At 67.1% G+C, this 1,941-nt stretch carries 2 protein-coding genes; one reads left to right on the top strand and one right to left on the bottom strand.

Features of this window, described 5'->3' with window-relative positions:
- Positions 1-1,124, bottom strand: a 1,124-nt coding sequence (locus AB4Y86_RS17790; RefSeq protein ID WP_441403481.1) for a WD40/YVTN/BNR-like repeat-containing protein, incomplete at its 3' end; no start/stop codon positions are given.
- A 116-nt stretch (positions 1,125-1,240) separates the two neighbouring features.
- On the opposite strand from AB4Y86_RS17790, the gene AB4Y86_RS17785 reads away from it, so the two are divergent.
- On the top strand, positions 1,241-1,720 hold the full coding sequence (locus AB4Y86_RS17785) for a DinB family protein (RefSeq protein WP_441403480.1): 480 nt from the start codon (positions 1,241-1,243) through the stop codon (positions 1,718-1,720).
- The last annotated feature ends 221 nt before the right edge of the window (positions 1,721-1,941 follow it).

The following is a 1,941-nucleotide window of genomic DNA, read 5'->3' as shown; positions in this document are numbered from 1 at the left end:
GCGACGGCGGGCTCCGCAGTGCGCAGTCCCGGACCGGTGACTGCCGCGACCCGGACGCACAGCACGTCGGGCAGATGCGAGGCGACCTCGGTGAAGTGTTCGCCCTCGTCGGCGCTGGCGTAGACGCTGCCGCCGCGGGTGCCGAAATAGACCCCGGCGGGTTCGGCCGTGTCGACGCAGGCCGCGTCCCGGAGGACCACGTTGTAYTCCGCCTGCGGCAGCCCGGCGTCCAGCCGCTTCCAGCTCGCGCCCGCGTCGTCGGTCCGGTGCACGGCAAGCTTTCCATCCGGCGGGATCCGCTCGCCGTCGGCCTTCAGCGGGATGACCCAGGCCGTGCCAGAGCGGCGCGGGTGGGTCAGCATGACGAAGCCGAAATCGGCGGGCAGGCCTTCGGCGATGGACTCCCAGTTCTCGGCGCCGTCGTCGCTGCGGTACACGCCGTGGTGGTTCTGCGCGTACAAACGGCCGTCGACGGCGGCATCCGCGGCGATCTTGTGGACGCACTGGCCGAACTCGGGGTAAGGGTCGGGGTTGAAGCGGGCCGAGATTCCCTTGTTCCGCGGCTCCCAGGACGCCCCGCCGTCAAGCGACCGGTAAACGCCGCCGGTGCTCATCGCCACGTGCACCTTGTCGCCGTCCGGGTTGACCACGATCGAATGTGCCGCGGCCCCGCCGTAGCCGGCACCCCATTCGCTGCGGTGCGGGTGGTCCCACAGGCCGCGGTTGAGTTCGAAGTGCTCGCCGCCGTCGGTTGATTTCCACACCGAAATCGGCTCGCAGCCCGCCCAGACGACGCCGGGACGCGAGTCGGCGTCGGGGTGGATCTGCCACACCCGTTCCAGCGCGGCATCCGTGTCCTCGGGGAAACGGATGGCGCCGTTCTCCGGCTCGGTCCAGGTTTTGCCCAGATCGTCGGAATGAAAAACGGTGGGCCCCCAGTGCTCGGAGCGGACCCCGACCAGGATCCGTGTCCGGCCCTCGCGGGTGTCAATGCCGATGCTGGGGATCTCGCTCATCAGGAAATGCGGGCCGGTAAGGGACCAGTTTTGGCGGTCCGGACTGCTGGCCAGCCAGAGGCCCTTCTTGGTGCCGATCGCCAGGACATAACTTTCTGAAGTTGCCATGCCCTACATGGAACCACCGCTGACCGGCACCCGCAATGGTTTTTCGCTACCCGGTGGACGAATCCGGACGCGGGGCCTGCCGTGGCCGGCGAGCCTTCGAGGGGCCAGAATGGAGCATGCCCGCCGAACACACCAGCCCCCCAGACGGGCTCCCTGACCCCTCCGACCGGGACGCGGTGATTGCCGGCTACCGCAGAAACTGTGCGGAACTGGAGGCCGGTCTGGCTGCCGCCACGCCGGAGTGGCTGCAGCGGCGCAGCGCGGGGACCCGCTGGAACAACGAGGAACTGCTGTTCGACGTCGCCAATTACTGGGGCTCCAGAGCGGGTGCACGCGTCTACAACCGCCGCAGGATGGCAGCGAAACTTCGGCGGCTGACTTCACGCCTGGTACGCGGACTGGCGAAGGAAACCCCTGCCGACCTGGGCCGCGCGATGTCCTTTCCCGCGCGCTGGGATCCGTTCTTCCGGGCGACGATGTCCCTGGCGGACGTCTGTGCTTACCCCACCGAGCACTTTGACTTTCACGCGGGCCAACTGTCCGCGGACGGTCCGGTCCGCCAACATTTCACGCCGCGGCGGGCCCCGAAAAAATAAAGCGAAAGTAGTTATTCGAGGTGCTGGCGGATGGTCGCCGCCGCCACGTAAGGTTGAATTCGTAGGCGGGAAACCTCCTACCCCATAGCTGCTCCGGAGTGCGTATCCCCCAATAACGCACTCCGGAGCTCTTTAATTTCCGGACCGCACCTTGCAAGGTTTGATACCCCCTGGGGGTACTTGCCATATACCCCCGGCGGGTATATGTTGAGGGCATGAAC

This window comes from Arthrobacter sp. 2YAF22_2 (genome assembly GCF_052114645.1).
Taxonomy (GTDB): Bacteria; Actinomycetota; Actinomycetes; order Actinomycetales; family Micrococcaceae; genus Arthrobacter.
Note: the sequence above shows the minus strand (reverse complement) of the source record. Positions and strands in the feature narration are given on the sequence as shown.

Bases quoted from the DNA above. Each gene is read 5' to 3' on its own strand.
- AB4Y86_RS17785 (WP_441403480.1), top strand. From the start codon at position 1,241: ATGCCCGCCGAACACACCAGCCCCCCAGACGGGCTCCCTGACCCCTCC.